Source organism: Propionicimonas paludicola (genome assembly GCF_002563675.1).
GTDB lineage: Bacteria > Actinomycetota > Actinomycetes > Propionibacteriales > Propionibacteriaceae > Propionicimonas > Propionicimonas paludicola.
In genome coordinates this window covers 2,530,828-2,554,043 of sequence record NZ_PDJC01000001.1, presented here as the reverse complement: position 1 = coordinate 2,554,043, position 23,216 = coordinate 2,530,828, and the positions used below count along the sequence as shown (strand labels likewise).

16 protein-coding genes are annotated in these 23,216 nt (G+C 67.4%); 6 read left to right on the top strand and 10 right to left on the bottom strand.

The annotated features are described in order from the left end of the window. Positions 1-19 precede the first annotated feature (19 nt). Positions 20-1,684 (top strand): hypothetical protein, encoded by a 1,665-nt coding sequence (locus ATK74_RS11905; RefSeq protein ID WP_143483659.1) that lies wholly within the window; start codon positions 20-22, stop codon positions 1,682-1,684. Positions 1,685-1,693: 9 nt separating this feature from the next. Here the strand turns inward: ATK74_RS11905 and ATK74_RS11900 are convergent, their stop codons facing one another. Both ATK74_RS11900 and ATK74_RS11895 read right to left on the bottom strand, forming a co-directional pair. Continuing rightward, positions 1,694-3,229: a fibronectin type III domain-containing protein gene (locus tag ATK74_RS11900; protein ID WP_098461238.1), complete on the bottom strand. Its 1,536-nt coding sequence runs from the start codon at positions 3,227-3,229 to the stop codon at positions 1,694-1,696. Beyond that, positions 3,229-4,848 (bottom strand): phospholipase D-like domain-containing protein, encoded by a 1,620-nt coding sequence (locus tag ATK74_RS11895; protein WP_169923838.1) that lies wholly within the window; start codon positions 4,846-4,848, stop codon positions 3,229-3,231. The genes ATK74_RS11900 and ATK74_RS11895 overlap by 1 nt, the downstream gene beginning before the upstream one ends. Here ATK74_RS11895 and ATK74_RS11890 point away from each other — a divergent pair. The 3 genes from ATK74_RS11890 (at position 4,847) to ATK74_RS11880 (ending at position 9,428) form a co-directional block, all read left to right on the top strand. Then, on the top strand, positions 4,847-5,536 hold the full coding sequence (locus ATK74_RS11890; RefSeq protein ID WP_169923837.1) for a copper resistance CopC family protein: 690 nt from the start codon (positions 4,847-4,849) through the stop codon (positions 5,534-5,536). The genes ATK74_RS11895 and ATK74_RS11890 overlap by 2 nt on opposite strands. 99 nt (positions 5,537-5,635) lie before the next feature. Next, the gene (locus tag ATK74_RS11885) at positions 5,636-7,003 is read left to right on the top strand and encodes a Gfo/Idh/MocA family oxidoreductase (RefSeq protein WP_098461235.1); all 1,368 of its coding nucleotides are present in this window, start codon (positions 5,636-5,638) and stop codon (positions 7,001-7,003) included. Further along, positions 6,996-9,428, top strand: a complete 2,433-nt coding sequence (locus ATK74_RS11880; RefSeq protein WP_098461234.1) for a CDP-glycerol glycerophosphotransferase family protein — start codon at positions 6,996-6,998, stop codon at positions 9,426-9,428. Before ATK74_RS11885 ends, ATK74_RS11880 begins: the two co-directional genes overlap by 8 nt. 16 nt (positions 9,429-9,444) lie before the next feature. On the opposite strand, the gene ATK74_RS11875 is transcribed toward ATK74_RS11880, so the two are convergent. From ATK74_RS11875 to ATK74_RS11865, 3 genes are all read right to left on the bottom strand, one after another. Beyond that, positions 9,445-11,019, bottom strand: coding sequence for an endonuclease/exonuclease/phosphatase family protein (locus tag ATK74_RS11875; protein WP_098461233.1), 1,575 nt, complete (start codon positions 11,017-11,019; stop codon positions 9,445-9,447). Positions 11,020-11,172: 153 nt separating this feature from the next. Further along, on the bottom strand, positions 11,173-12,744 hold the full coding sequence (locus tag ATK74_RS11870) for a fibronectin type III domain-containing protein (protein WP_098461232.1): 1,572 nt from the start codon (positions 12,742-12,744) through the stop codon (positions 11,173-11,175). Positions 12,745-13,067: 323 nt separating this feature from the next. Beyond that, complete coding sequence (locus ATK74_RS11865) at positions 13,068-14,588, bottom strand: fibronectin type III domain-containing protein (protein WP_169923836.1); 1,521 nt, start codon at positions 14,586-14,588, stop codon at positions 13,068-13,070. 157 nt (positions 14,589-14,745) lie between these two features. On the opposite strand from ATK74_RS11865, the gene argS reads away from it, so the two are divergent. Next, entirely contained in the window at positions 14,746-16,380 is a 1,635-nt protein-coding gene (argS, locus tag ATK74_RS11860) for an arginine--tRNA ligase (RefSeq protein WP_098461230.1), read from the top strand. Between the two features lie 16 nt (positions 16,381-16,396). Here argS and ATK74_RS11855 read toward each other — a convergent pair whose 3' ends face one another. The 3 genes from ATK74_RS11855 to ppgK form a co-directional block, all read right to left on the bottom strand. Then, complete coding sequence (locus ATK74_RS11855; RefSeq protein WP_098461229.1) at positions 16,397-18,130, bottom strand: cation:proton antiporter; 1,734 nt, start codon at positions 18,128-18,130, stop codon at positions 16,397-16,399. A gap of 105 nt (positions 18,131-18,235) precedes the next feature. After that, on the bottom strand, positions 18,236-19,441 hold the full coding sequence (locus ATK74_RS11850; RefSeq protein ID WP_098461228.1) for a serpin family protein: 1,206 nt from the start codon (positions 19,439-19,441) through the stop codon (positions 18,236-18,238). Between the two features lie 69 nt (positions 19,442-19,510). After that, complete coding sequence (gene ppgK / locus ATK74_RS11845) at positions 19,511-20,281, bottom strand: polyphosphate--glucose phosphotransferase (protein ID WP_098461227.1); 771 nt, start codon at positions 20,279-20,281, stop codon at positions 19,511-19,513. A 58-nt stretch (positions 20,282-20,339) separates the two neighbouring features. Here ppgK and galE point away from each other — a divergent pair, with 58 nt between their 5' ends. Further along, positions 20,340-21,314, top strand: a complete 975-nt coding sequence (gene galE / locus ATK74_RS11840; protein ID WP_098461226.1) for a UDP-glucose 4-epimerase GalE — start codon at positions 20,340-20,342, stop codon at positions 21,312-21,314. Here galE and ATK74_RS11835 read toward each other — a convergent pair. Continuing rightward, complete coding sequence (locus ATK74_RS11835; protein WP_098461225.1) at positions 21,251-22,723, bottom strand: PH domain-containing protein; 1,473 nt, start codon at positions 22,721-22,723, stop codon at positions 21,251-21,253. The genes galE and ATK74_RS11835 overlap by 64 nt on opposite strands. Then, positions 22,720-23,208 carry a PH domain-containing protein gene (locus tag ATK74_RS11830; protein ID WP_098461224.1) on the bottom strand — a complete coding sequence of 163 codons (489 nt, stop codon included), beginning with the start codon at positions 23,206-23,208 and terminating at the stop codon, positions 22,720-22,722. Before ATK74_RS11830 ends, ATK74_RS11835 begins: the two co-directional genes overlap by 4 nt. Between the last annotated feature and the right edge of the window lie 8 nt (positions 23,209-23,216).

Here is a 23,216-nt window from a genome sequence, read left to right as displayed (position 1 = left end):
TGCGTGGAATACTGACACGGTGGGTACTCAGGCGCAGACGACATCGGAGCGGCTCGTCGGAGTGCGGCGACTGATCGCCACCGTGATGGTTCCGGTGCGCGAGTCCGGCGATTCGGTGTGGCTGCGGCGCAGCCACTGGATCGGTGCGGGCCTGGTCACCGTGCTGGCGTTGGTGGTCGCCATCTTCCGGATCGATCGACCATCGCCCTGGGCCGACGAGGCTGTCACGACGCTGGTGGTCAGGGGAGAGTGGTCGGGTATCCCTCCGCTGTTGGGCGGGGCGGACGCTCCACTGGTGCCCTACTACGTGCTGGCGAAGGCCTGGGCGGCATTGTTCGCCTGGTTGCCCACTCTGACCGCGGTACGCCTGCTCTCGGCAGTGGCCGGCGCGCTCACTGTGTGGGTGCTCTATGAACTCGTTGCCCGCCGCGTGGGGGTGGGCCCGGCCGGAGTGATCTCGCTGATCCTGATCAGCTTCCCGGGCTGGTCACGCTATGCGCAGGAAGCTAGGCCCTACGCTCTGCTGGTCCTGATGGCCACGGTGCTCTGGCTGGCCTGGGACTCGCGTCCCCCGGCGGAGCCGACTCGATTCGGCTCGTCACTTCGCGGGCATGGCTGGCTGGGCTGGCTGCCATATGTCGCCGCGCTGGGCGGCTCGGTGGTCTTCCACCTCTTCGGGCTGTTCCAGTGGCCGGCTCAGCTGCTGGCCGACATCACGACCCCTGGCGTCACTCGCCGGCTCCGGGTGCGTCGGCTGACTCAGTCGGTGACGGCCATGGCCGTGGCTGCCGTGGCCTTCGGACTGCCGGTGGTGATCGGAGCCCTCCGTGGCACCGGAGCGCCTCGGCTGATCCCGCTCACGGTCAAGCAGCTGGTCTTCGACTTCGCCGTGGTGGTCCAGGCTCAGCCCACCCTCGGGGCGCTGATCGTCGTGCTCGTCTTCATCCTGATCGCGCTGCTCACCGTGGTCTTCCGGCTGCCGGCCGCGCGCCGCTACACGGACTTGGTGCGGCTGGCGGTGATCTGGGCGGCGGTTCCGCTCGTCCTCAGTGTGCTCGCCGCCGTGCTGCGTCCGTCGCTGCTGCGGGCCCGGTACTGGATGCCGGCGGTGGTGCCGCTGGCGGTTCTGGCCGGGGTGGGGACGCTCGTGCTCGCCGGCCTGGTCTGGCAGGCCCTGCGTGGGTGGGCCGACTCGCCGCGGGGAGTTCCCGCCCTGCGAGTCGTTGCCGCAATGCTCGCCATCCTGATCGGTTTCGGCGTGCAGGCCTATGTCGCGATCCCGCAACAACGCTTCGTCCGCTCCGAAGCAGGTCACGCCCAGCGCGCGAAGGGGGCGCTGGCCGCTATGAACGACCTGCTCGCGCGCAATCCCGGCATGCCGGTCGGGACGTCCCCTTACACCCGCAGCACGATCCTGTGGGCGATGGACGAGCAGCTGGAGCCTGTGGACGTGCTGCAGAAGCGGATTCCCAACACAGACTCGGTCTGGCCGGTGAACCGTCCGACCGCCGAAGTCAGCTCACTGCTGGCCGGTCACGATCAGCTCGTGTGGATGCGGGCCATCATCCAGTCGACGCCTCGTCCGACGCTTCCCCCCAAGCCGCTCCAGGAGCTGGGCTTCCGGGTGGTGTCCGCAGAGAAGCACGGCAGCTGGTGGGTCTGCATCGTCGAACGTGGGAAGTGAGTCGCGCGGCTACTTCCGGGGCAGTTTGGCCACGTAGCCAGTGACGTCTCCGGTCACGTTGAGGGTGTAGTTGACCGCCCGGTAGGTGGCCGACCCGACGTAGGACAGGCGAATCCGGTAGGTCCCGGCCGGGATCCCGGTGAAGCTGAACGTGCCTCCCGAGTAGGTACTGGACAGGGTCTCGGTGCGTCCGCCCGCAACACTGGAGATGGTGACGGTCGCCCCACTGACGGTCGAGCCGGTCTTGGCGTCGGTGACCTTTCCGGACACGCTGAAAGCCGGCCCGATGGTGACCTCGGGAACCGGGACCACGACCTCGTTGCCCACCTGGTACTGCGCGGCACCGGAGGAGTTGGCCACAGTGGCGCCGGACGCGCTCACCCAGCTGGAAGCGAAGTTGTCCGAACCCAGATACGTGATCCGGACCCGGATCGCCCCCGGGAGCACCCGCAGCTGGTAGCTGCCGTCCTCGGCGATGTCGGCCTGATCCTGGATGTTGAACGAGCTGTCGTAGGCCACCGCGACCAGGTCGTGCATCGGCGCGGACGAGTCCACCGTCCCGCTGAGCGTGCCGTAGCGGCTCAGTGTCTTCACCATCAGGTAGCCCGACAGGTCACTGCGCTGCTTCCCACCGGCTCCGAACACGGCGACCCGGGCGTAGTAGATCTTGTCCGACGACAGCCCGGTCACCTCGAGCGAGGTATCGGTGGTGGTGCCGGCGTACCAGGACGCACTCTTGGTCATGGCCGAGTTCGCGGCCAGCCGGACGCGGTAGTAGTCGCCCTCGGCCAGAGGGGTTCCGGGCGCCGTCCAGGTCAGCTTGGCGCGGTTGGTGCGCTGCGGGGTGACCAGGCTCAGCTCCTCCGGCGCGGCGAGCGCGTAGTTCGAGGTGGTCCTGCTCACCGAGGACGATGCCCCGGTGATGTCGATCGCCGGCCAGGAGATCCCGCTCCACGACTGGGCGGGAGCCACGGTGTACAGCTTGATCGTGTACTTGGTGCCGCGGGCCAGGCCGGTGATCGTGTAGGCCGTGGTGCACTGCACGCTCGGCTGACCGCCCGGAGGCGTCGGCGATACGGCGATGCGGAAGCAGGCGAACTGGCCCGAGGGCGTGCTCCAGGTCAGGTCGATGCTCGACCCACTGACGTTGTCGGTGCTGATCTTGTAGGCCTTCTGGACCTTGTTGCCGTCGTAGATGCTGGGATACGAGGTCTTCTTCGACACCTTGGGCGACCAGCTGGATCCGGCCGCCTTGACCCGGAAGTACCAGGTCTTTCCCGAAGTGAGCCGATTGATGGTGGTGCTGGTTGAACTCGTGGTCACCGACTTCGCCGAGCGGAAGGTGCTCGACGTGGAGTATTGGACCTGGTAAGTCTTGCCCGCCCCTTGTGACTTCCAGGACAGATGGACGGCCGTGAAGCGTGCGGTCACCTTCACGTTGTAGCTGGGGGCGGCGGCACTCGGGGTAGCCGCGGTGACCGCGGAGGCGGCGACCAGTGCGGCAGCGAACAGGGTGGCCAGGTACCTGCGGATCAACTTCGGCATCAGCAGCCCTTCGCCTTGCTCGCGATCTCGGTCCAGCCCGCCATGTAATCGCCGTACACGTGTCTGATTGCTTCCTTGTACTCCGGCAGGGTGGCCCGAGTGGAATCGAAGGTGGTGGTGTGCTCGTCACTCTGGGTGAGAGAAAGGACGCCCATTGCGGCCGTGCTCGTCATGACCTTGGCCTCATTGCCGGTGGTCGAGCCGATCAACACCAGCTTGGTGTGCAGCGACACCGGCGAGCACTTGAACCAGATCCCCGACTTCTTGAGCATCTTCTTCACCACGGACGTCACCGCATAGTTGCCGACCGGTGAGGTGAGCACGATCTTGATATCGCAGCCCTGCTTCTTCAGGCTCGACATGTTGGTCACCAGCTTCTTCGCGGCATCATCGGTCAGCCGGAACATCGCGATCCGAATGCGGTTCTGAACCCCGCAGTCGACCTTGTCCAGCGCTTGCTGGTAGTAGTCGCGAGTGGAGGTCGGTGCCGGCGCAAAGGCAACCCGCGTTCCGCGTCCGTTGGAGGTGGGGTGGCCCGACGAAATGGTGTCGACCCAGATCAGTCGCTTCTTCTTCAGCCAGTTCTTCTGCTCGGAGGTGAAGCCCTTGTTGGTCTTGCAGCCGGACTTCGCGCAGTACCTCATGGCATCGAAGCGGTCGGCCATCAGCTGGTGGTAACGCTGGTCTCCGTAGACCAGCACCGACTCCTGAATGAACAGGCGCGTCTGGCTCCGAGCCCAGTTGCCCGAGGAGGACAGCACCACGGAGTCGTCCGAACCGGGATTGGCGTCCGAGGGTCCCCACACCGTGTGATTGATGGCGATGATCTTCTCGTGGTTGATGTAGTCCATCGTCTCCTCAAGGCCATTCTTGAGGATCTTGGTCGGCTTGTTGCGGGTGTTGAAGCAGCCGTGGCTGCAGTATTCGATGGACGCGATCGAGCCCAGTCTCTTACTCACCTGGCTCCGCGACGCGGACGGCATCGCGCGCTTCTCGAGCACAATGTTGATCTTGACTCCGCGATTCTTGTGCACCCAGTCCAGAGCGTCATAGATGACCTCAGGGTCGGTCTCCGGGCGTGAACCCAATCCGGAACTGCTCATCGTGCCCAGAGCGCGAATGAAATACATCCCGATCCGGATCGTGGCCCCGGGTGCCGCCGCGCAAATGACCTGGGCGGACTTCACCATGAATGGCCACGGGTCGTGGTTTCCAGGATCGCTGTAACCGCGCTCGTCCAAGTCGCGAAGGTTGTACCAGACTTCCACCGGTCGGACATTTGACAGGGTCGGGCAGCTGCTGCCATTGGGCGTCGGCTCGACGATCTTCCCGTCCGAGTCCGTAGTGAAATCGACGGCCGTTGCGGGGGTGGCTCCCAGGCCGAAAATGAGCGACAAGCATAATGTGAGCGCGAACAATCGCGATGCGCGGTTTGCCCTTTTATTTCCCATACTGGATTTGCCACCGTATCTTTGCGGATCGTTACCGACAGTCATTGTCCGGGGTGGGTCGTTATCGCCAAGCCGGATGGAAATTGCTTGCGTCTGGTGTATACAGTATACGCAGGTGTCTGCCTGGGCAAATGTTGTGAGGCGGCCCGATACTCCTGGAGGTGTCATGAACAGCCGGTCAAGGTTCGGCGTGTGGGGCGGACTGATCGCGCTTGTGGCGAGTCTTCTGGTGGCCCTGGGAGGCGCTCCGGCGCATGCCCAGGAGGCGGTGCTGGAGGCCAGTGATCCGTATCCCCATCAGCAACTCGATGCTCCACCTTCGGGGGTTGTGCTCGCCTTCGTCCGCGAGGTCGATGCTGCTGCCGCGCAGATTGTGGTGACCAATAGCCGTGGCAATAGTGTCAACATCAACAGCCTGATTGTCGAGGGTACCAATGTCAGCGCACAGGTGAAGCCCAACCTTCCCAAGGGAACTTACACAGTTCATTATCAGGTGAATCGTAAGGATGGGCAGGTGGAGGGCGGCGCCTTCCAGTTCAGCTATGGGCCGGGCACGTGGACCACGCTGCCGGACGAACGCTGGTCGGGCAATGCCGCTCAGCCCACGGTGTTGGTCTCGCCGTCGGTCGACACCAGCACCGAGCTGCCGACCCCGGTCGCGACGGACTCCCCGAGCGGGAGCCCGACTCCTTCGATGGCCACTCCGGCGACCGCCTCGTCCGCGCCCGCGCCCCAGCCGCTGCTGGGCAGCTCGGCGGCGCTCTGGGCGGGAGTCGCTGCGATCGGCGTGGTCCTGCTGGTCGCTCTCGGAGTGGTGATCAGCGTGATCCGGCGCCGCTCGAAGTCCAAGCGCTAGTCGCGCACTCCGTGGGGTATGCCGCGGAACCAGATTCGATAGGGCGACTGCCGCTACGATGACGTGTCAGGCTATGAGGCGATCGTGGGAGGCTCGGTAGTGCGCGTCATCACCTACGGGACCTTTGACCTGTTCCACGAAGGCCACCGGCGCCTGCTGGAGCGCGCCAAGGCCCTCGGCGACTATCTCATCGTGGGTGTCACCACGGACAACTACGACAGCTCTCGCGGCAAGCTCAACGTGAGCCAATCGCTGATGGAGCGAGTCCGCAACGTCACCGACTGCGGTCTGGTCGACGAGGTGGTCATCGAGGAGTACGAAGGCCAGAAGATCCACGACATCCAGCGGCTGGGCGTCGACATCTTCGCCATCGGATCGGACTGGGCCGGGCGGTTCGACTATCTGCGCGACTACTGCCAGGTCGTCTACCTCGACCGCACCAAGGGCGTGTCCAGCACCCTGCTGCGGCAGGAGAACCAAGGCATCTTGTCGATCGGTGTCGCCGGCTCGGGACGCATCGCGGCCCGCTTCGTTGCCGAAGCCCGCTACGTCAGCGGCGTCAGCGTCGAAGCCGTGTGGAGCAGGACCCCTGAACACGCCGCCGAGTTCGCCTCCCGGTTCGAACTCGAGCGCAGCTGCGCGAGCTACGACGAACTGCTGACCCGGGTGCGGGCGGTCTACATCGCCGGCCCGCACGGCACCCACTACGACCTCGTTGCGCGGGCACTCGCGGCCGGCGTCCACGTGCTCTGCGAGAAGCCGCTGACGCTGTCGGCCGCCCAGGCTACGGAGCTGTACGCCCAGGCCGAGGAAGCCGGCCTGGTCCTGGTTGAGGCCGTGAAGACCGCCTTCAGCCCCGGCTTCCAGCACCTGATCGCGATCGCCCGGAGCGGTTCGATCGGGGACATCCGATCGGTCGACGCCACCTTCACCAAGCTCATCCGCGGCGGACGGGAGACCGAGGCCCCGGACGGCGGCAGCCTGTCCGAGCTGGCCAGCTACCCGCTGCTGGCCGCGGTGAAGATTCTGGGAACCGGCTTCACCCAGGTCCGGACCCGCAGCTATCGTCCGGCGGGCTCCGAGGTCGAGCTGTTCAGCCAGGTCGATCTCGACTACCCCAACGCGGTCGCGATCGCCCGGACCGGGATCGGCGTCAAGTCCGAGGGACACCTGGTGATCTCCGGCACGGAGGGCTACATCTACGTCCCGGCGCCGTGGTGGCTCACCGAGTACTTCGAGGCACGCTTCGAGGACCCGTCACGGAACCGGAAGTACTTCTACAAGTTCGAAGGGGATGGCTTGCGCTACGAACTCGCCGACTTCGCGGCCTTGATCAGAGACGGCCGGACGGCCAGCTTCAAGTACCCGCCGCAGGAGTCGATCGCGATCGCCGGGATTCTGGAAACCGCACGCGCGTCGGCCGAGATCTTCGGCGCTGCCGCTGGTCAGGGGAGCCTGGATGGCTAGCCGACTCGACCGCGTCCGGGGCCGGCTGGTCCGCACGCTGAGCCGGACGACTCGGCACTGGCGTGCCCGGACGCAGCTTCCCGAGGCGCTGTTCCCGGTGGCCGACGACTGGGTCGCCGAACTGCGCAGCTTCCGCTGGCTGGACGACGACCGGTTCGAGGTCACCGGCTGGGCGTACGACCGCGGCGTCGACTACACCGGTCAGCAGCCGCGCCTTCAGCTGTGGCTCGAGCTTCAGTCGGGCATCAAGCGGTTCGTCCCGCTGGCCACGAGCCCGAGCCCGTCCCCCGAGGTCAACCAGTCCTTCAACGGGGCCACGACCTCGCGGGACTACTCCGGCACCTGCTTCATCGCTGTCGGTTCGCTCACCGATCTCCGCAGGCTGCGAACCGGCCAGGTCTGGCAGCTGCGAGCAGGAGTCGCGGTGCCCGGGCACGAGGCCCAGGGACGGTTCCGCAAGCACTACGCGCTGGGCTCGGCCGGTTATCTGATGGCCGGCCGTCGTGGGGGCGCCATCGTCATTCCGACCTGGTCGGCCGGCGGGCTCACTCTCGAGGTTCGCGCCGACCGTCCGGTGGCAACCGATCTTGAACTGACTCCCGAGGGTGGCATCCGGATCGATGTCGAGTCGGCGGACGGCATCACCGAGGCGGCCCTGGTCGCCGAGGATGGCCGCGTTCCGCTGCAGATCGTCCGCGCCGATGGCCGCAGCTTCCTCGAGGGGCCGTTGCCGACCCTGCCCGATGGGGCATGGAGCCAGTACCGAGTGGTGGCCCGGGTCGACGGCGCCCAGCTCCCGGTGGTGGTCGCCTCCGCCGCGCTGATCGACGCCCATCCGCTTCTGGCCGAGGCCGGCGAGGGCAGCGGGCTGTACCTCAACGTCGGCGGGCCGTGGGCGCTGGTGACCGGCGTGGCATTGATCGGTGCCGATCAGCCGTGCCTGGAGGTTGTCGGCAAGAGCAGCGGGGACCTCAGCCAGGCGCGCTTCGAACTCGCCAATGAGCGGGACGTTCGGGCCGGCCAGCTCACCTGCGACGGCACCGACTTCCGGCTCGTGGTGCCCTTCCTGCAGTCGAAGTGGAACCTGCCGGCATTGCCGCCGCAGATCGGACGAATGACGTTGCGGGCGTTCGCCGCGGACGGCACCTCGTTGCAGGTGCGCTGCTCGACCGCCGTGGTCGAGTTGGCACCGTCCTCGGAGCTGAACTACTGGTTCCGGCTCTACTACGCCGTTGGCGCCGGACGCACGCTCGCCCCGCGCCTGGAGATCCCGCTGCGCGACGACGAGATCGGCACCCACAACCAGGCACGGATTCAGGCCGACTATCTCGGCGGGGTGTGGCCGATCATCGATCAGATGTACTTCGAGAGCTTCTACGGGCGACAGTGCGGCTGTAGCCCACTTGCGCTGCGCAATGAGCTCGCCGAGCGGCATCCGAAGGTGCCCCGCGTCTGGGCGGTGCGGGACCTGTCGGTGGCCGTCCCCGAGGGCGACCGGGCCGTGGTGGATGCCACCACCGACTGGTGGCGGGCCCGTGCGGAGTCGCGATGGCTGGTGGTCAACGACTGGCTGCGGGCTCGGTTCGCGCCGCGCGATGGCCAGACCGTGATGCAGACCTGGCACGGCACCATGTACAAGAAGGTCGGCCTGGACCGCGGCGAGCAGCTCGACGCCGAGGAGCGCGAGTTCATGCTCGGCGAGCGCAAGAAGTGGGATCTGCTGCTGTCCCAGAACCCGCACTCGACACGGGTGTTCCGGGAGTCGTACCTCTCGAACCCGCCGATCTACGAAGAGGGCTACCCGCGTAACGATCTGCTGGTGAACGGCGATCCGGCACCGATCCGCGAGGTGCTCGGCATTCGTCCGAGTCAGCGCGTGATCCTGTACGCGCCCACCTGGCGCGACGATCGCACCGAGCTGGTCGACTTCCTGGACGTGAACCGGCTGGCCGCCGATCTCGGCCCCGACTATGTGGTGCTGCTGCGTGCGCATTCGCGGGTGATCCGGGTGGGCAGTGCCGCCAAGGTCGCGGACGGTGTGATCGATGTGAGCACCTACCCGAACACCACCGATCTGTTGTTGATCTCCGACGTGATGATCACCGACTACTCATCGATCATGTTCGACTACGCGGTGACCGGCCGTCCGATGATCTTCTTCACCCCGGACATGGACGAGTATCGCGACCAGCTCCGAGGGGTCTACCTCGACCTGGAGAAGGTGGGCCCCGGCCCGGTGGTCTCCACCCAGGACGAAGTGCTGGACGCGCTGCGGCGAATCGACGAGGTGGCTGCGGCGTTCGCCGCGCGGTACGCCCAGTGGCAGGCCGACTACACGCCGTGGGACGACGGAGGCAGTTCCCGGCGGGTGCTCGACCGCTACCTGGTGGACGCCCCGCCGGCCGATCCGGCGATTCTTGACTGACCTCGCCGCCCTCGGATCAGGGCAGGTGCACCCACGCGGTGAGCAGGTTGTGATCTGAGGGCAGTACGCCGACCCACTTCCGGCTGGCGTCCACCTGGACCACCATCTGGGTCATCGCGATCCGGACCTTCGGGCTGTGCCAGATGTAGTCGATGTCGTGGGCGTTGGGGTACTTCGAGCGCTTCGCGTAGGGCAGGTAGTCGTTGTAGCTGTTGTAATCCAGGTCGATGCGGTGCTCGGTCGTCGCCGCGGAGCTGATCGCCCATGAGCCCGTCGGGTTGCCCAAGGGCTCGCGCAGTCCGGCACCGGACATGACGTCGTACACCGGGTTATCCGGCTTCGAGCTCTTTCCGGAGTTGAAGTCGCCGCCGAGGAGCACCGGCAGCTGATCGACGTTGGCCGTCTTGATCAGCCGGACCAGCTCCTCGCTCTGCGTGCGCCGCAGCGCCGAGTATCCGTCGCCGGCGATCAGGTGGGTACTGGCAGCGAAGAACCGCTTGCCGCTGAGTTGGTCTTCCAGCACCGCCCAGACCGCGTACTTCTGGGTCGAGGAGTTGCCGATCGGCAGCTTCTGGATGCCGTGTTCGGACGGCTTCATCGACAGGCGGTTGGCGTCGTACACCAGCCGAGTGGTGTTCGAGACGTTCCGGTTAGCCGGATCGGTGCTGACGTAGCGCCGGCCGGAGGCCGCATTCAGCGCGGTCAGGAAGTTCGGCAGCTTGCTGGTGGAGATCTCCTGCAGATAGAGCACGTCCAGCGACTGCGCGGCGATGTTGGCCACCGCTGCCGGTTCGCGAGTTCCGTTCCAGCCCGCGCAGGGGGAGCTGCACAGGTTGTAGGTGCCGACCTTGAGTACCGGTGAGCCGGCCTTCTTTGCGGTGGTGAAGGAGCCGGTCGTGGAGTAGTCGGAACGGTACCCGAGGCGGTCGGGGGTGAGCACCCGAACCTTGTAGTAGTACTTGGTGCCGGCGGCCAGCCCGCTCAGCACCATGCCGGGATACTCGCTGTGGGCCAGCTGGGACTTGCCGAGGGGGAGCTTCTTGCCGGTGCCGTAGCGGATCCGGTAGACGACTCCCGGTCCGCGGGACGACCACGACAGGTACATCGAAGAGGGGCTCTGGGTGGTGGCCTTGAGCGCGATCGGAGGCAGCTCAGCCATCCGGTCGGCCTTGGCGGTCTTGACCTTCAAGATCTTCGAGTAGGAGGTCAGGTTGGCCTTGGCGAGGGTAATCACCTTCACCCGGAAGTAGTAGGTCGTGTTCGGACTCAGCCGTGGAGCGTTCCGATTCGGATCCATGTCCAGGTTCGTCCACTCGACGTAGGGCTTGACCACGTCGAGGGTCGCGAAGGTGTTCATCTTCGGCTCGGTGGAGAACTGCACCCGGTAGCCGGGGGCGCCCTTGACTGCCTTCCAGGTCAAGGCCACGGTGTTGGCGCTGACGGTCGCGGTCAGCCCGGTTGGCTTGGCGTACTTCGCCGCCCAGGCCCGACCGGGCGCAACCAGGAGCAGGGAGGCGCTCAAGGCAAGGCTCAGCGCAACGATCAGCAAGGACCGTCGGCCGTCGCGTTGGCGGATGCGAAGGCTCGGCACGCTGTGGCCTCCTCGACGATGTCGAATTGCTGGGCGCGCGGGGCACGCGAACCAGCCGGACCTACTGACCGTACGACAGCTTCTCTTGGCTAGTCACGGGCTGGTTGGGAAATCAGTCCTTACTCTCGACGGCTCCTGAAGACTGGCCGGCGGCTAGTTGAGGTGCATCCACGCGGTGATCAGATTGTGGTCGGACGGGGCCCGTCCACCCGGTCCGGTGAACCTCCGGGAGGTATCCAGATCCACCACGGTCTGCACCATGTCGAGCGCCACCGAACTGTCCCGCCACAGGTAGTCCACGCAGTAGCCGTTGGCCCATTGAGCGCGCAACGCCAGGGACTGGTACTGGTTGGCGCTGGCGTAGTCCACGTCGATGCGATGAGCGGCCAGTGCGGCCTGGTCCGGGTAGCGGGAGTCGGACGGGTTGCCCAGCGAGTCGATGAAGCCGGCACCGGTCATCGTCGAGTAGACCTTGGGGTGGTCCGCCTTGCGCTTGCTGACGTTGAAGTCGCCGCCGATCACCACCGGGAGGTCGCCGGGGTTGTTCTCGGCAATGGTGTCCACGACTTCCTTGGCCTGGCCGATCCGGTTGGCCTGCGCGGACCCGGAGTCACTGTTGGTCATGTGCACCGACACGGCGAAGATCTGACGATCGGTGATCTGGTCGGTGAACACCGCCCAGACCAGGTTCTTGCTCTGATCGTTGGTGAAGGCGTGCACCCCCCAGCGATCCGGGTCGAGGGTGAACCGATCGGCGTTGTAGCCCAGTTCGGCATGGTCGCTGTAGGAGACGACTCGGTAGTCGCGTCCGCTGAGCTGGCTGAGTCTGTCCATCAGGTCCGGCGAACGGTTGGCCTCCTGCATGGCGATCAGATCGGGAGCGTGGGTGGCCAGGCTGCGCGCCATCAGCTCGCGGCGAGTGTCCCAACCCGCATTGGCGAAGCAGCCACCGGCCCAACTGCAGATGTTGTAGCTGGCCATCTTGAAGGCCGCCGACGGCGCCGCATCGGTGGTGGTCGTGGTGAAGCTCTGGGCGGCCGAGGTTGCACTGCTGGTCGCTCCGGCCGTGGTGATCACGCGTACCCGGAAGTAGTAGCGGGTCCCCGCTCGCAGCTGGTCCAGGACGCCACCGCTGTAGTCGAAGCGCTCCTGGCGGCTCCCGCTGAAGTCGGCTTGGGTGGCGTACTCGACCTGGTAGCTGACCCCCGGTCCACGCGAACTCCAGGACAGGTACTCCGAGGTGGGGCTCTGCGCCGTGGCCCGCAGCGCGACCGGTGCCAGGTAGGGCCATGAGCTGGACGGCTTGGTCTTGGCCGTCAGCCGACTGGAGTACTTCGTCAGCCCGGTGGCGGACTTGTTCAGGTCGCTCTTGGTGACCACGCGCACCTTGAAGTAGTACTTGGTGTTCGGCTTGAGCCGGCCCGGATTCTTGCTGGGGTCCGGATCCAGATAGTTCCACTCGATGTAGTTGGTGGCTACATCGGTGGTCCTCGCTCCGCTCATGTTCGACTTGGTCGAGAACTGGACGCGGTAGGCCGGAGCTCCCTTCACCGGGTTCCAGCTGAGGGCCACCGAGCGAGCCGAGGTCACCGCCTTGAGCCCGGACGGCGTGGAGTAGCTGGCGGCGGTGGCGCTCGGTGCGTTCAGCCCGGGCGGCAGAACCAGGGCCGCGGCGAAGGCAAGAACTGTGAGCGTCGAACGGAGCCGAGAGTGGGGGGACGGCATGAGGCCTCCTTGGGGGCGACGCTCACCGGCGTGTACACACGAGCGGGGGGCGCCGACCAGGTGGGTCTGGGGGTGTACTGCTCGCTGAAGTATAAGAGTCGGCCTCGGCGCGTCTAGTGGATCAAGAGGCAGAACTCTTGCTAGCTGCGTCCGCCCCTCCGAACGGCGGTGCCCGGCGCGGTCACGGAGACGTCAGTGGCGCGGCGCTCAGGGCGGGTGCCGACACTCCTGGGCCCGATGCCCGGCGGTGGGGAGGCTGGACTCGTCCGCTGGAGGTCGGGATCAGGCACCGATACCCTCGCGGGCCCGGCCGATGCCTGTGACTAGGACGGATCGGGCAGATAGACCGTCGCCCGGACCATGTTGTGGTCGGACGGGATGACTCCGACGAACCGGCCGGACGAGTCGGTCCGGACCACGGTCTCCCACTCGGCCACTCGCATCGGTGACACATAGATCTGGTCGAGCATCACGCCGGTGGAATAGCCGGTGGCGCGCTCGGCCTTCCGCTTGAAGCCGTTGATGGTGAAGAAGTTCTCATTGATGCGGCGTTCGGCCACCCCGCGGGCACCGTCGCCACGCCACCCGTCAATGTTGTCCAGCGGGTCGAGGTAGCCGGCCCGGGTGATGATCTTGTGCGGAGCGTTGTCGGGCTTGCGGAACTTGTGGGAGTTGAAGTCTCCGACGATGATCGTCGGCAGCTTCTCCGGGTTCTCCCGGGCCACGATCTTCACCAGCTGCTGGGCGCAGGACTTGCGGCTCTTGTAGCCCTTGGCGTTCTTCCACTGGAGGAAATGGGTGTCAACGAAGAAGAAGGTCTTGCCGGTGGACAGCTGCCGGAACTCCGCCCAGGTGACGTAGCGCCAGTTCTTGTTGGCGTGGGTGCCGGCCAGCTTCTGATAGCCCTGCCGGAGCAACGTGACCTGCGCCGAGTCATAGATGATCCGGGTGCCCTCCGGGCCGGCATTGCCCACGTAGGTGGTGGACTTCCAGCTCGAGCCGAGCAACTGGGCGATGTCGCCGTACTGGCTGACTCCGCGTCCGGGCACGTGCCGCCAGGTGGCCTCCTGGAGGCCGACCACAGAGACCTTCTGAGAGGCGATGGTGTTCGCCACTGCGGCTCGACGCTTCGACCAGGCGGGTGCGGACTTGTCGGTGCCATTGCGGACGTTGTAGCTGCCGACCCGCAGTGGGGCATCGGCGGGGGTGCTGACCAGCTGCGGGGACGACCAGTCGCTGGCGACCTCCCCGCTGAGCCACAGCGCCCTGATCGACAGGTAGTAGTCGGTTTCCGGCTTCAGCCCGGACACGGTGTGGGTGGTCTCGGCGGTCTGGGTGACGGTGAGGGCCATCGGGTCGGTCCCCACCCCCACCTCGTAGCGCAGATGTCTGGCCGGTGCGGTCCAGGTCAGTTCCAGCGAGGTCGTGGTGGCCAGGCCCACGGTGATCTTCGGTGCACCCAGCGGATAGATCTGGGCCGGCGTCGTGAAGGTGAACGGCGTGCTCCAGCCGAGGGGGGCGTTCTGATCCGCCGACACGGCAGCTACCCGGACGTAGTAGCTGGTGGCCGGGGACAGCCCGGTCAGCACGACGGCCGAACTCGCCGAGGTCAGGGTCTCGGCGGAGCCGAAATCGCTGGTCAGGCTTCGCTGCACCTGATAGCCGGACGCTCCGTCGACCGGACGCCAGGACACCACGGCCATGGTGGGTCGCTGGCTGGATGACACGCCGGTGACGGCGTCGAGGGCTGCGGCCTGAGTGGGTAGGCCCACCGGCATCAGGGCGACCGCAAGCAGCACACTGACGAACGCGTTCGCCAGTGCACGGCGCAGGTAAGCCCCCACGAAACCCCTCCTCGCCGAGGCTTGGCGATCTGGATCAGCTGAAATTACCATCCCGAGAGCCAGCTGACGAGGTGAATTGGATGTTGGATGGCCGCAAAGGCGGTGGCTGATGCGGCCACGGCGGGCGGGTTCGGTCGGACGTGCGAAAATGGCGCCCATGTTGTCCCTGCCTTCGTTGCTCAGCGAGCGCGTTGCGGCCGTGGCCGGAGTCGATCCGGAGTTGCGTCCCGCGACCCGTCCCCAGTTCGGCCACTACCAGACCAATGTGGCGCTGCGCCTGGCCAACGAACAGGGCCGTCCGCCGCGTGAGGTGGCCGCCGAGCTGGTGGCCAAGATCGACCTCGCCGACCTGTGCGAGCCGCTGGAGGTGGCCGGGCCGGGCTTCATCAATCTCCGGATCCGCGCGGACGTGCTGGCGTCGGTCGCCACCGCCGTGCTGACCGAGCCGGGGGCCGGGATCAGCCCGGCCGAGCACCCGCAGCGGGTGGTGGTCGACTACTCCTCGCCGAACGTGGCCAAGCAGATGCACGTCGGTCACCTGCGCTCGACCATCATCGGCGACTGCTTCACCCGGGTGCTGCGCGCCCAGGGGCACACCGTGATCCCGCAGAACCACATCGGTGACTGGGGCCGGCAGTTCGGAATGCTGGTCGAGCAGATCCTCGACGAGGGTCTGGACGCGTCCAGCCTGGACCTGCCCGGTGCCGAGGCGCTGTACCAGCGGGCCAACACCCACCTGAAGGAGTCCGAGGAGTTCGCCGACCGGGCCCGGGAGCGGGTGGTCAAGCTGCAGGCCGGCGACGCCGAGACCCGCCGGATCTGGCGGCAGCTGATCGAGGTCTCGCTGGCCGGCTTCAACGCCACCTACCGGCGGATGAACATCCTGCTCACCGACGCCGACCTGGCCGGAGAGTCGATCTACAACGCCGACCTGCCGGTGGTGGCCGCCGATCTCGAAGAGCGTGGCATCGCCCGGATCGACGACGGTGCGCTGGCGGTGTTCGTTGAGGGCGCCCAGGCGCCGGCCATCATCCGCAATGCGGCCGGCGGTTACGGCTACACCTGCACCGACCTGGCTGCCATCCGGCACCGGGTCGGCACGCTGGGCGTGAACCGACTGATCTACGTGGTCGGCTCGCCGCAGGAGTACCACTTCCAGCAGGTCTTCGCCGTGGCCCGGCTGGCCGGCTACCTGCCCGATGACGTGTCGGCGGAGTTCGTCGGCTTCGGCCAGGTGCTCGGCGCGGACGGCAAGAAGTTCTCCACTCGCGAGGGCACGGCGGTCACCTTGAACTCGCTGCTGGACGCGGCCGAGGAGCAGGCGGCCCCGCCGATCGCCCTGGCCGCCATCAAGTACGCCGACCTGTCGTCCGGCCTGCAGAAGGACTACACCTTCGACGCCGAGCGGATGGTGGCCACCACCGGCGACACCGGCCCCTACCTGCAGTACGCGCACGCCCGGGCCAACCAGATCCTGCGCAAGGCCGAGGCTGAGGGCTATGGCTTCGAGAACGTCACGGTGCTGGACGAGCCCGCCGAGCATCAGGTCGCACTGCTGCTCAGCCGCTTCGGCGAGGTGGTCGCCCAGGTCGGCGAGACCCTGCAGCCGCACCGGCTGTGCGGGTACCTCTACGAGCTGGCCGGCGCCCTGAGCGTGTTCTACGAGCAGTGCCCGGTGCTGAAGAGCGAGGGTGCGGTGCGCTCGTCCCGGCTGGCGCTGTGCGCGGCCACCAAGAAGGTGCTGGCCACCGGCTTGGATCTGCTCGGCATCGAGGCCCCCGACCGGATGTGAGCCGGCCGGCGGCACCTCACTCGAGGTACTGCTGGCGCAGTTCCAGGCCGATCTGGGCCGCATCGAGCTGGGCCAGGGCGTCGTCCATCATGGCGGACGGGTAGCTACCGACGCTGCGCAGATCCAGCAGCTTGGACCGCTGAGCCTCGATCACGGTCAGCCGGAGCTCAGACAGGGCCGCGATCCCGGCCCGCTGGTCTTCGGCATCGGCGTCGGACCGGTCGAGCCGGGCCTTCAACCGCTCCACGACGGCGGCAGCCTGCTCGTTGCCGCTGTTCACCAGCGCGGTGAGCGCGGCGGCGTCCAGCTCGGCTTGGAGGGCGTCCCACTGCGCCGGGTCGGTGGCGGGGCCGTTGTCGGCCAGCCCGAGGCGCTTGGTGAGCGGCGGCAGGGTGAGCCCCTGAAGCAGCAGAGTGCCGACCGCCACCATGGTGGCCACCAGGATCACCAGCGATCGGTAGGGCACGTCGGCCGGCAGGGTCTGGGCGGCGGCGATGGTCACTGCACCGCGCATCCCGGCCCAGACCAGGATGGTTCCTTCCGGCCAGCCCAGCCGCTCGGCGGCAAGGTAGTCCAGGTCGGCCCGGCGCCGGTCGAGCATCCGCTGCCATTGGCCGACCCGATCCCGGGCCGGCTTGGGGTGGGACTGTCCACGCCGGCGTCGGATCGGCCCGCCGGTCTTCGGGAAATCGGCTCCCAGGGTGTTCCCGGCATCGAGTTTTGCCTGGATCTGGCTGATCCGCTCGCGGCCGGACTCGGCCCGCTGATAGCGCCGGGCCAGCTCCCACACCGACCAGGCCACCATCCCTGTGCGGAGTGCCATCACCACGGTGCCCAGCAGCAGGGCCAACAGGGCCGGGAGCCGTAGACCGGTGTTGCCGGTGTCGGCGGCCAGGGTGGGCAGCTCCAGTCCGACCATGAGGAAGACCGCGCTCTCCAGGATCAGCTCGATGGTCTTCCACACCGACCGCTCGGCGATCCGCACCTGGGCGCCCATCCGAGCCGGCGTCCCGTATCCGGTGACCAGCCCGGCCACCACGGCCGCGACCAGGCCGGACGCGCCCACTGCCTCGGCGGGCAGGTACGCGGCGAACGGGATCACCAGGGAGAGCGCCACATTCGCCGACACCTGATGGATCCGTCCGCGGACGACGAGGTTCAGCCAGCCGAGGAACCCGCCGATCAGGAGTGCGCCGACCACGGCCCAGACGAACTGGCCGGCCACGTCCAGGAACGAGACGCCGATGCCGATCGACGCCACCGCGGCCCGCAGCAGGACCAGGGCGGACGCGTCGTTGAACATGCTCTCGCCCTGCAGAATCGTGACGATTCGCTTCGACACTCCGGCCCGGCGGACGATCGAGGTGGCCACCGCGTCGGTGGGACTGATCACCGCACCCAGCGCGATGCCGACGCCCAGCGGCATTCCGGGCACCAGGGCGACCCCGATCAGGCCGACGGCCACCGCGGTGATCGCCACCAGCACCACCGAGAAGACCGAGATGGTGGCCAGATCGCGACGGAACTCCATCACCGGGGTGTCCACGGCCGCGGCATACAGCAGCGGCGGCAGGATGCCGGCCAGGATCAGCTCTGGCGGGATCACGATCGGCTCGACCATGGGCAGCAGGCTGATCCCGAAGCCGAGCGCGACGAGCAGGAGGGGGCTGGCCACTCCGATCTTCGGGGCCAGGGTGGACGCGGCGACCACCAGCAGAACGCCGATGATGGCGACGAGTTCGAACTCCATGCCTGCACTGTAGGGGTGAGCCACGCCCCACCGAAAAGAGGACAGTCCGCTTTTCGGCAGGAGGTTCCCGCAGGTCCGGTTCGCCGGTGGGTCCGGGCCGAACGCCTAGCTGGGGTCGGCCAGCTGTCCGACGAACAGCGGCGTCCGGCTGGGCACGTGCATCAGCGCGTAGCTGAACGGACGATCCAGCTCCAGCTCCTTGGCATCGGTGACCCCGCTGGTGAGCTCCATTCCGACGGCCGTAGCCGCGGCGGCCTCGATGCCACCGGAGGTGACGTCGATGGTCGCTTGATGGACGACGAAGCTCACGAAGAGCTTCTCCTGGGTGGTCATGCCCGAGAGGTCGGCCAGGTCGGGGTTGAAGGCCAGCTCCACGCCGAGGGTCTCCAGCAGGGGACGCAGCTGGGTCCTGTAGTCGGTCTTCCAGGCCGGCATCCGCAGCTTCACCTGGGCCGGGGCGGCGGCCAGCACCTTCCCGAACAGCCCGGACGGCACGGCCACCGTGGAGTGCGCCTGCTTGGGCAACACCACGACCAGCGCGAAATCGGGGTTCTTGCAGGACTGGACGCTGCCCCGCCAGGTGTCATCCTCGAACCACGGACGCTGCCCGAGCTTGCCAAGGAACGGAACCTTGACCGTCTTGTCGCCGGTGTGGAACTCCCGGTCGCCAAGCTTGTCGAGGAGCACGGCCCAGGCAGCCTTGAAGTAGATCGCGTTGACCAGCACCAACCGGGTGTCGGCGGTGAGGCTGCCTTGGCTGAGCAGATCCTTGATCTTGTCCTTGGTCTGGTCGACCACCCACTTGTTGATGTCTACGCGGATGTCGTCGGGATGCGCCCCGAAGTCCACCTGGTTCAACGGGGCGCCGTAGCCCTTGGTCAGCCGATCCAGGAATGCCGGTTGCCAAGCCAGATCCTGCTGGCCCCACAGCGCGTTGGCGGTGTTTACCTGGACGTCCTTGGCCGTGGCGAAGGCGGCGGTCTGGCTGTGCAAGGCATCACCCAAGGCAGGGGCGGTGCCGCCCAGCAGAGCGTCCAGCTCGTCGGCGGTCTTGCCGACCGCGCCTTCGCGCACCATCGACAAGGCCATGGCGATCGACCACGGCGAGAGGATCAGGTTCGTCGGCTTGGGCGCCAACCCGGCCAGCAGGGACGCCGCGAAGTCGGCCAGAAGTGGGCCGCCGACGGCCGCGGCCGTGCCGCTGCCACTAGGCTTGACGCTCGGCTGGCTGGCCACCGGGGCCGCGCAGCCGGGCACCAGGGACACCGCACCCAAGGCCGCAGCCAGAGTCAAGAACTCGCGTCGATCCATTCCGACCTCCTCGCATTCAGACACGCTCCCGCCAGGCCGGATGTTGCATCAACCCGGCGAAAGCCCTGCTCAGCCGTGGTGCTTGGCCGCCTTCTCCGCTGCCAGCGCCGCGGCACCGATGATCCCGGCCTTGTTCATCAGGACGGCCGGCACGATCGGGGTCTTGAGCTTCAGCTTCGGCAGGAACTTCTCGGCATGCTTGGAGACGCCACCGCCGACCACGATCAGGTCCGGCCAGAACAGCGCTTCGAGGGTCTCGTAGTAGCGCTGCAGCCGGGGCACGTATTCGTCGTAGCTGAGGTTCTCGGCGGTGCGCACAGACGCGGCCGCCCGCTTCTCTGCGTCGAAGCCGTCGATCTCCAGGTGGCCGAGCTCGGTGTTGGGCACCAGTACCCCCTGGTAGATCAGCGCGCTACCAATCCCGGTACCCAAGGTGGTCACCATCACCAGGCCGTCATTGTCCTTGGCCGCGCCGTAGCGGACCTCGGCGACGCCGGCAGCGTCCGCGTCATTGACCAGGACGACATCGCGACCCAGCCGGTCCTCGAAGATCTGCTCGGCCGGGGCGTCGATCCACGACTTGTGGATGTTGGCCGCCGAGCGGGTGATCCCGTGAGTGACCACGGCCGGCACGGTGACACCGATCGGTCCGTCGCCCATTTGACCGGCAAACTCGGTGACGATCTGGGCCACCACGTCGGCCAGAGCCGACGGAGTCGAGTTCTCCGGGGTAGGGATCCGGACGCGGTCAGTGGCGAAATCGCCAGCGCTGAGATCGACCAGGGCGCCCTTGATTCCGGAGCCGCCGATATCGATCCCGAGGACGGGTTGGTTCTGCATGGCCCAACCCTAGCCAGCGCGACGGGTGAGTGTCGTTCGTGGCCATAGACTCGCGGTCGTGACTACCTGGCTAGTGACCGGCGGGGCCGGCTATATCGGTGCGCACGTGGTGCGCTCGCTTCAGCAGCAGGGGATGACTCCGGTCGTCCTGGACGACCTGTCGTCCGGGCTGGCGAAGTTCGTGCCGGACGGGGTGGCTTTCGTCCAGGCTGACATCAATGACACCGTCGCGGTGACTGCGGCGCTCACCGACCACGGTTGCGTCGGTGTGATCCACGTGGCTGGCTTCAAGTACGCCGGGGTCTCGGTGCAGCGTCCGTTGCACACCTACACCCAGAACGTCACCGGCACTGCCAGTGTTCTGGCCGCCATGGAGGCCGCTGGGGTCAAGCACATCGTCTTCTCCTCCTCGGCGGCCGTCTTCGGCACCCCCGACACAGAACTGGTCACCGAGGAGTCGGCCACCCGTCCGGAGTCGCCCTATGGCGAGTCGAAGCTGATCGGGGAGTGGCTGATCGCCGACGTGGCCCGGGCCCGTGAAGGCTTCACCGGGGTCTGCCTGCGCTACTTCAACGTGGTGGGCTCGGCCACGGACGAGGTCTACGACGCCAGCCCGCACAACCTGTTCCCGCTGGTCATCGAGGCCTTGCTGGCCGGACGGACGCCGCGGATCAATGGCGTGGACTACCCGACCCCGGACGGGACCTGTGTGCGCGACTACGTCCATGTCGGCGACCTGGCCGACACCCATGTGGCCGCGGCGCAGGCGCTGCTGGCCGGGACGCCGCTGAAGCCGGCCTACAACCTGGGCAGCGGCACCGGGCTGAGCGTCCGACAGATCATGGACACCATGGCCGAGGTCAGCGGAATCGACTTCACCCCGGAGATCGCCGACCGGCGTCCGGGTGATCCGGCCCGGATCGTGGCCGACGGCAGCGCCGCGGCCGCCGACCTGGGCTGGAAGATGAGCTACTCGCCCTCGGAGATGGTTTCCACGGCCTGGTCGGCCCGCAAGGCGTCCGGCCCGGCCTGATCCGGTTCGCCGAAGCTCACCGGGGCCGGTCCCACGGTCGGGTCCCGCTCGACTCGGACCCGCTGCAACTGACACAGCTGCGGGAGTTCGGCGGCGAGCTCCTCGGCGTCCAAGCCCTCGGCCACGACCATCAGCTGGTGGCCGCCGGTCTGGATCCGCAGGTCGGCCAGGCCGAGCCGGCGGGACACCGGCCCCTGGACAACGCTGAGTGACTGGGCTCGGGCCAGCGGCACCACCTGCCAGCGCCGGACCAGCCAGCCGCGCCGGGTGACCACGAAGCGTGCGTCGTGACCCCAGCGCAGGAAAGGCCCGGACAACGGGTGCAGCCAGCGGGCCCGGGACGGCACCTGCCGGTCGGTGAGCCGCTCCCAGTCGCTGCCCGGCCAGATGGCGTCCAGGCAGATCCGGACCTGCTCGATGCCGCCGGCCGGCAGCATGATGCTGGAGACCTTGTCGGAGTCCTGTTCGTCGCTGATGCTGAAGCCGATCACCTCGAGATCGACCCGGTACAGGCCGAGCTTGCGCCACAGCAGCGACTGGCTGACCTGGACGGCCTGGACCCGCCGCGGCGGCAGTGAGTGGCTGGACAGCGTGGTCAGGCCGCGAGTGATCCGCAGCCCGGAACTGCGCCGCGACAAGGTGTAGTTGAACTGCTTGAGGACCCGCGAGCTGACCAGCCCGAAGATGGCGCTGGCCGCGGGCACGGCGATGCCGAGCCCGACCCACGGATGGCCCACCCAGGCGGCCATCGCGGCCGCGATCGCCAAGCCGACGACCGCAGTGAGCAGTTCGTGGGTGGTCAGCGCCGCGACCACCAACGTCTTGGTGGGCACCGTGACCAGAACCTGGTCGTTGCCGGTCAGCCCGGTGAGTAGCGAGCCGGCTTCGGCGTGGGTGATCACCTCGGCCGGGCGGACGCCGTGTGCCCGGGCCAGCAGGTAGTCCCGCATCCCATGGGCGCGGGCCAGAGTGAGGAACCGGACTTTGGGCCGAGCCCCGCTGCCGATGTCGATGCTCACCTCGGCCAGGCCGAACAGGCGGGCCGCCAGCGGCTGCACGACGTCCACGCCCTGCACCTTGTCGTAGGCGATCCGCTGGGACTGCCGGAACAGCATCCCGGTGTCGATCCGCAGTTCGTGCTCGTCGGTGATGAAGTGGGTGAACCGCCACGACATGAAGCCGGCCAGCGCAGCGCCCACGGTGATCAGCGCGATGCCGCCGAACAGCCATTCCAGCGGCGGCAGCCGGAAGTCGTCGGAGCCGTTGGGCAGCAGCTCCTTGCCGACCCCGATCAGGATCGCCAGCAGCACCACCCAGCCACGGATCAGCGGGGTGAGCGGATGAGGACGTTCCGCGGGCCGCGCCGGCACCGGCTGGGACGTCGTGAGCTCCGGGTCGGGCAAGCTCATAGCGGCAGAGCCTGGGCCTCGCCGGCGGCGATCAGCCGGTCGCGAAGGCCGGCGGCCACCTCAGTGGGGACCGCGGGAATCGTGGCATTGGAGGCGATGCTGGCGGTCACGATGGCCACACTGGCCAGGCCCCACAGCCGGGCGATCGGTCCGGACTGGACCTCGACCGACAGCATCCGTCCGTAGGGGACGGCGCTGAACTGCTTGTTCCACAGTCCGGAGGTGATCAGCAGATCCTGCTCACGTTCGAGATAGGCGAAGCTGCGCGCCCAACGGCCGGCCCGGACCACCCGCCAGATCGTCCAGGCCACCCCGAGGCCGGCGACCAGCCAGACCGGCCAACCCCAGTTGGCCAGCAGTCCGGTGCCGACCACGGCGGCGATGGCCACCGGCAGGTTGATCGCCAGGGCGCCCACCTGCTTGGCCGTGGCCGCGTTCGCAGGGAGGCGTTGCCAGTCAGCGCCGACGGTAAACAGCTCGCTCATAGGGAGAA

Coding starts and splice junctions, on each gene's coding strand:
- ATK74_RS11900 (WP_098461238.1), bottom strand. CDS start 3,229: ATGCCGAAGTTGATCCGCAGGTACCTGGCCACCCTGTTCGCTGCCGCA.
- ATK74_RS11890 (WP_169923837.1), top strand. CDS start 4,847: ATGAACAGCCGGTCAAGGTTCGGCGTGTGGGGCGGACTGATCGCGCTT.
- ATK74_RS11895 (WP_169923838.1), bottom strand. CDS start 4,848: ATGACACCTCCAGGAGTATCGGGCCGCCTCACAACATTTGCCCAGGCA.
- ATK74_RS11880 (WP_098461234.1), top strand. CDS start 6,996: ATGGCTAGCCGACTCGACCGCGTCCGGGGCCGGCTGGTCCGCACGCTG.
- ATK74_RS11870 (WP_098461232.1), bottom strand. CDS start 12,744: ATGCCGTCCCCCCACTCTCGGCTCCGTTCGACGCTCACAGTTCTTGCC.
- argS (WP_098461230.1), top strand. CDS start 14,746: ATGTTGTCCCTGCCTTCGTTGCTCAGCGAGCGCGTTGCGGCCGTGGCC.
- ATK74_RS11855 (WP_098461229.1), bottom strand. CDS start 18,130: ATGGAGTTCGAACTCGTCGCCATCATCGGCGTTCTGCTGGTGGTCGCC.
- ATK74_RS11850 (WP_098461228.1), bottom strand. CDS start 19,441: ATGGATCGACGCGAGTTCTTGACTCTGGCTGCGGCCTTGGGTGCGGTG.
- ppgK (WP_098461227.1), bottom strand. CDS start 20,281: ATGCAGAACCAACCCGTCCTCGGGATCGATATCGGCGGCTCCGGAATC.
- ATK74_RS11835 (WP_098461225.1), bottom strand. CDS start 22,723: ATGAGCTTGCCCGACCCGGAGCTCACGACGTCCCAGCCGGTGCCGGCG.
- ATK74_RS11830 (WP_098461224.1), bottom strand. CDS start 23,208: ATGAGCGAGCTGTTTACCGTCGGCGCTGACTGGCAACGCCTCCCTGCG.